At 65.9% G+C, this 5,586-nt stretch carries 7 protein-coding genes, 1 tRNA gene and 1 pseudogene; all 9 read right to left on the bottom strand.

Going from position 1 to position 5,586, the window contains the following annotated elements:
• Nucleotides 1-380, bottom strand: a 380-nt coding sequence (locus ACR2JA_RS06795) for an IclR family transcriptional regulator (protein WP_434008343.1), incomplete at its 3' end; no start/stop codon positions are given.
• A gap of 111 nt (nucleotides 381-491) precedes the next feature.
• Nucleotides 492-1,226, bottom strand: coding sequence for an arginyltransferase (locus ACR2JA_RS06790; protein ID WP_434008342.1), 735 nt, complete (start codon nucleotides 1,224-1,226; stop codon nucleotides 492-494).
• Entirely contained in the window at nucleotides 1,223-1,993 is a 771-nt protein-coding gene (aat, locus tag ACR2JA_RS06785; RefSeq protein WP_434008341.1) for a leucyl/phenylalanyl-tRNA--protein transferase, read from the bottom strand. The genes ACR2JA_RS06790 and aat overlap by 4 nt, the downstream gene beginning before the upstream one ends.
• 63 nt (nucleotides 1,994-2,056) lie before the next feature.
• A complete protein-coding gene (locus ACR2JA_RS06780) occupies nucleotides 2,057-2,407 on the bottom strand; it encodes a VanZ family protein (RefSeq protein WP_434008340.1) in 351 nt (116 codons plus the stop codon).
• A gap of 64 nt (nucleotides 2,408-2,471) precedes the next feature.
• Nucleotides 2,472-2,547: transfer RNA gene (locus ACR2JA_RS06775), tRNA-Asn, on the bottom strand.
• Nucleotides 2,548-2,608: 61 nt separating this feature from the next.
• Nucleotides 2,609-3,709, bottom strand: a complete 1,101-nt coding sequence (locus ACR2JA_RS06770) for an NAD(P)/FAD-dependent oxidoreductase (RefSeq protein WP_434008339.1) — start codon at nucleotides 3,707-3,709, stop codon at nucleotides 2,609-2,611.
• 2 nt (nucleotides 3,710-3,711) lie between these two features.
• Nucleotides 3,712-4,041 carry a ferredoxin FdxA gene (fdxA, locus tag ACR2JA_RS06765; protein WP_434008338.1) on the bottom strand — a complete coding sequence of 110 codons (330 nt, stop codon included), beginning with the start codon at nucleotides 4,039-4,041 and terminating at the stop codon, nucleotides 3,712-3,714.
• 105 nt (nucleotides 4,042-4,146) lie between these two features.
• Nucleotides 4,147-5,421 (bottom strand): sulfate adenylyltransferase subunit 1, encoded by a 1,275-nt coding sequence (locus ACR2JA_RS06760; RefSeq protein WP_434008337.1) that lies wholly within the window; start codon nucleotides 5,419-5,421, stop codon nucleotides 4,147-4,149.
• Nucleotides 5,421-5,586, bottom strand: a pseudogene (locus ACR2JA_RS06755) (sulfate adenylyltransferase subunit CysD); the annotation flags it as partial. The pseudogene ACR2JA_RS06755 and the gene ACR2JA_RS06760, both read right to left, overlap by 1 nt.

The raw sequence follows: 5,586 nt of genomic DNA, 5'->3' as shown, positions 1-5,586 counted from the left end.
CTGTAGGCGCGCTCGATGTAGACGATCTCGTCGCCTTGCCGCATGCTCAGGTTGACCGGCTGCTGGATCATCTTGTGCAGCTCGCGCATTGGTGCCAAGGCCGCATCGCGCACGCTCAGGCGCCCCTTGACCAGGTTGCCCAGCTCCAGCAGGCGCATGCCCAGGCGGTAGCTGCCGGCCTCGGGGCGGTCGACGAAGCGGCCGGTGGCCAGGTCGTTCAGGATGCGGTGGGTGGTGGAGGGATGGAGGCCGGTTTTCTCACTGATCTCCTTGAGCGAGACCGCCTCCTCACGAGACGCCAGGACGTCGATCAGCGAGAACATCCGCTGGATCACCTGGATGGTGGGCGTCGCCGGGGCGCCCGTGTCGTTTTTTCTCATGACAGCTCACAAAGAGTGAACCGCCATTTTACCTAATGAAATTACGGGCTCAGCCACCGGCGGGTTTGACACCGGTCAAGCCCGATTCACGTTGCAAGGCCCGGGTGCCGCTCAGCCGGCCTGCCAGCGCCCATTCACCAGCACCTCGTGCGGCAGGTAGCGCGACTTGTAGTTCATCTTCGGACTCTCGGCGATCCAGTACCCGAGATAGACATGCGGCAGGCCCAGTCGCCTGGCCTGGTCGATCTGCCACAGCACGCTGTAGGTGCCGTAGCTCCCCGATGCGGTCGGCTCGTAGAAGGTGTAGACCGCGGAGATGCCGTCGCTGAGCACGTCCAGGATGGACACCATCCGCAGCGCGCCGGCCGAACCGTCGGCGAGCGTGTCGCGAAACTCCACCAGCCGCGAGTTCACCCGGCTTTGCAGCAGGAACTGCGTGTACTGGTCGACGCTGTCGTGGTCCATGCCGCCGCCGGCGTGGCGCCCGGTCTGGTAGCGCAGGTAGAGGTGGTAGTGCTCCGGCACGAAGCACAGCTTGAGGACACGCGCCTGCAGGTCGCGGTGCTTGGCCCAGGCCCGGCGCTGGCTGCGGTCCGGCTGGAATTTCTCGCTGAGCACGCGCAACGGCACGCAGGCGTGGCAGCCGTCGCAGTACGGCCGGTAGGTGAACATGCCGCTGCGGCGAAAGCCGCTCGTCACCAGGTCGGAGTACGCGTCGTTGTGGATCAGGTGGCTGGGCGTGGCGACCTGCGAGCGCGCCATCTTCCCCGGCAGGTAGCTGCAGGGGTAGGGCGCCGTCGCATAGAACTGCAGCGACGAGAGCGGGAGTTCCTTCGGATGGGTCACGCGGGGGTTGCACCGTTGGGAAGAAGCCGATTGCAGTATACGGGCTTGTAATGCCTCGCCGGAGCGGTGTATGGCAGCGCCGGCCGCAGTTGCTTGCAAAACGCATGGCGCGGCATGGGGCGGGCGCCCATCGACGCTAGGTGCGCGGTCTCCTGCTGGCAGTCGATCAAGGGGAGGTCGTGTGCCAGCGCAAAGGCCACCAGGCCGGCCAGCGCGATCTTGGACGCATCGCTGCGACGGCTGAACATCGACTCCCCGAAGACCATGCCACCCAGGTTCACGCAGTACAGGCCGCCCGCCAGTTCGCCATCGATCCACGTTTCCACGCTGTGCGCGAACCCTGCGTGGTGCAGCTGCCTGTAGGCCTGCACCATGGACGGCAGGATCCAGGTGCCGCTCTGGCCCTCGCGCGGTGCATGGGCGCAAGCGCGGATCACACGCTCGAAGTCGTGGTCCATGCGCACCTCCAGACGTCCGGCGCGCAGCAAGGCCTGAAGTGTCTTGCGCAGTGAACGGTGCAGCCGGAAGTTGGCTGGCTGCAAGACCATGCGCGGGTCGGTGCTCCACCACAGCACCGGCTGACCGGTGCTGTACCAGGGAAAGATGCCTGCGGAGTAGGCGGCCACCAGGGTCGGCACGTCCAGCACGCCACCAGCTGCCAGAAGACCCGGTGCGGGATCGTTGGCTCCCCAGGCCGATTCGACCGGAGGGAAGGCCTGTCCGGGCTCCAGCCAGGGCAGTGCGCGGGTGGGTGGCGACTGTGTCATGCCGCTATTGTGCGATCAGCCCAACCGCGTGTGCTGCCCGTTAGGGCAGCTGCGTTGCGACGCTCAGTGCGGGCGCATTGCGCGCATGGTGGTGGTCCACCACCATGCCGTCACCACGGCGATGCCCACCGCGTCGGCCAATAGGTCCAGCCACTCGCCGTGGCGCCATCCTGTGGCAGCCTGCGCCACTTCTATCAGGCCGCCGTGCGCCAGCAGCAGCAAGGGCAGCAGCATCCGCCGGTTGGGAAATGCAAGCAGGCCCAGCAGTGTGAGGCCGCCAAAACCGATCGCGTGTTGCGCCTTGTCCCACAAGCTGAACACCTGCGGCGGCAGCATGCCGGTGGGCATCAGCGACAGCGTGGTGAGGACCAGCAAGGCCAGCCAGAAGCCGGCTTTGTGAGCAAACAAGGGCATGGTGGGATGTGACGGCGGCAGAAACGACAAAGGCCTTCCGAAGAAGGCCTTTGCGGTTTTGTTTTGGCTCCCCGACCTGGACTCGAACCAGGGACCTGCGGATTAACAGTCCGTCGCTCTACCGACTGAGCTATCAGGGAACAGCCTCAAATTATAGTGTGATTTTTCCGATTTTCGAAATCGCGAGTAAATTTTTCAAAATTAGTTGCGCCCGGTGGTGGGCTGCGGCGACAGGACGCCCAATGCCTGGTGCAGGTGCGTGCTGCTGGTGGTGTACTGCAGCAGCACCGGCCGTTCCGGGTGCACGATGGGGGCTGCGCCAAAGGCGGCCAGGGTGCACTCGTGGAAACCGCAGACCAGCAGCTTGCGTTTGCCGGGGTAGGTGTTGATGTCGCCCACGGCGAAGATGCCGGGCGCGGTGGTGGCAAAGTTCTCGGTGTTGACCACCAGTTGCTTGCGTTCCATGGCCATGCCCCAACCCGCCAGCGGCCCCAACTGCGGTGACAGACCCTGGAGCACGAGCAGGGTGTCCAGCGGCACCACCTGTGTGCTGCCATCGGGCAACGCGATGTGCACGGCGCGAAGATGGCTGTGTTCGGTGTCGTGGCCGGTGATCTGACCGGCGACGAAGCGCATCGCGCCCGTCGCACAGCGCTCGCGCATCAAGGCCACACGTTCGGGCTCTGCTTTGAAGCTGTCGCGGCGGTGCACCAGGGTCAGGCTGTTGGCCCGGTGTGGTCCCTGTTCCGAGAGCTTCAGGGCGGCTTCGATGGCGCTGTCGGTGTCGCCAAGGATGAGCACATCCTGTCCGGCGTAGGCCGATGGCGCTCCCAGGTGGTAGCGCAGTTGTTGCCCTTCGTGGGCTTCGATGCCGGCGACTTTGAGGCGGCGCGGCTCGAAGGCGCCCACGCCCGCCGCGATGAACACGGTCTTGCTCAGGAAGCGGGTACCGGCTGAAGTGCCCAGCAGCCATCGGCCGTCTGCTTGCGGGTGCAGTTCGGTGACCGTCTGGCCCAGATGGAACTGGGGAGCGAACGGCGCGCTCTGGCGCAGCAAGGCATCGGCCAGGGCCTGGCCTGTGCAGACTGGCAGACCGGGGATGTCGTAGATGGGTTTGTCGGGGTAAAGCTCGACCGGCTGACCGCCGACATGGGGCAAAGCGTCGATGACGTGGGCGCGGATGTCGAGCAGGCCCAGTTCGAACACCTGGAACAGGCCCACGGGGCCTGCGCCGATGACCACGGCATCGGCAGCGATGGCCGACGTGGCCGAAGACGCCACGTCGCCTGGCCGCGGTGCCATGTTCAGCGGATCAGTTCGGACAGCTTACCGGTGCGGTCTTTCCACTGCTCGTGGTCGGGCAGCGGGTCCTTGCGCTTGGTGATGCTCTTCCAGTTGGGCAACTGGGCCAGCTCGGCATTGAGCGCGGTCATGTGCACCTGGTCCTTGGGCAAGTCTTCTTCTGCAAAGATGGCGCTGACCGGGCACTCGGGGATGCAGACCGCGCAGTCGATGCACTCGTCCGGATCGATGGTCAGGAAGTTGGGGCCTTCGCGGAAGCAGTCCACTGGGCAGACATCAACGCAATCGGTGTATTTGCAGCGGATGCAGGATTCGGTGACGACGTGGGTCATGGTATGGGAGAAAAATCGATCAAACCGCAGATTTTAGAGGGTGCGCAAGGGTAGGGCATGGCCATGCCCTTGGCCTTGACACAGATTAAACGGCGCCAGCCGTTCTCAGCTGACCAACAGAGCGCCGGATGTCTTGTGGCTGGCGGTGTCGACCAGCACCAGCGAGCCGAGGGCGCGCGATTGCGCGAACGGCGCGGTGGCCAGCGGCTCCTGCAGCGCCAGTTCGATGTGGCCGATGGCGTTGGGTTCGAGCTGGGTGGCGTCTTCTTCGGCCAGGGTGTGGATATCGAGCTTGTGCACGATGCGCTTGACCTTGGTCTTGACCCAGCGGTGGCCGTGCAGCGCCCAGTAGACGCGGCCGGCGACCAGGGTTTCGTCGTCCATCCAGGCCACGGTGGCGCGAATCTCGCGGCTGGCTTCCAGGGACTGGCCCTGTTCGTCGACGGCCAGCAACCAGTCGCCGCGCGAGACATCGACCTCGCGGTCGAGCACGATGCCGGCGCTGTGGCCGGCGGGCACGGGTTGCGGGTTGCGCACGTGGTTGAGCACCTGGGCCACGGTAGCGGTCTGGCCGCTGGGCATGACCTTGACCTGCTGACCGGGCTGCACGGTGCCGGTGGCGACACGGCCCCAGAACACGCGGCGGCCCTGGCTGGTGTCGGACGAGGACGAGAACTTCTCGACCCATTGCACCGGGAAAGCAAAGGGAAGGCCGGTATCGGCCGAGGTCACGGGCAGCTGTTCCAGGATGGCCAGCAGTGTGGGGCCGTTGTAGCCGCACCAGCCGGCGTCTGCCGCCCCGTCCACCACGTTCCAGCCCTTGAGGGCGGACACGGGCACGGTGGCGGTGACGGCGATGCCGGCGTCGGCGGCAAACGCGGCGAGCGCACCGCTGATGTGGGCGAAGGCCAGCGCGCTGTCGGCCACCGCGTCGAGCTTGTTCACGGCAAACACCACCGAGGGCACGCGCAACAGCTTGAGCAGCAGCGAGTGGCGGCGGGTCTGCGGCAGCAGCTTCAGGCCGGCGTCCTTCCAGTCCAGCTTGGTCGCGTCGACCAGCACCACGGCGGCGTCGGCGGCCGAGGCGGCGGTCACCATGTTGCGGGTGTACTGCTCGTGGCCGGGCGCATCGCCGATGATGAACTTGCGGGTCTCGGTGTTGAAGTAGCGGTAAGCCACGTCGATGGTGATGCCTTGCTCGCGCTCGGCCGACAGGCCGTCGGTGAGCAGGGACAGGTCAGTTTCCCCCGAGCGGGAGACACTGGCCAGCTGGTCCTGCAGCACGGCCTTGCTGTCCACCAGCAGGCGCCCGATCAGCGTGCTCTTGCCGTCGTCGACGCTGCCGCAGGTGATGAATCGGAGTGCGGATTCGCCGCTCATCAGAAATACCCGTCCTTCTTGCGCTTTTCCATCGAGGCGTCCGAGGTCTTGTCGTCCATGCGCGTGGCACCGCGCTCGCTCACCTCGGCCGCCAGCGTTTCCACCACCACCTCAGCGGCGCTGCTGGCGTCGCTCTCCACCGGGCAGGTGCAGGTGATGTCACCC

It is taken from the genome of Hydrogenophaga sp. (assembly GCF_051007235.1).
Lineage (GTDB): Bacteria > Pseudomonadota > Gammaproteobacteria > Burkholderiales > Burkholderiaceae_C > Hydrogenophaga.
Note: the sequence above shows the minus strand (reverse complement) of the source record. Positions and strands in the feature narration are given on the sequence as shown.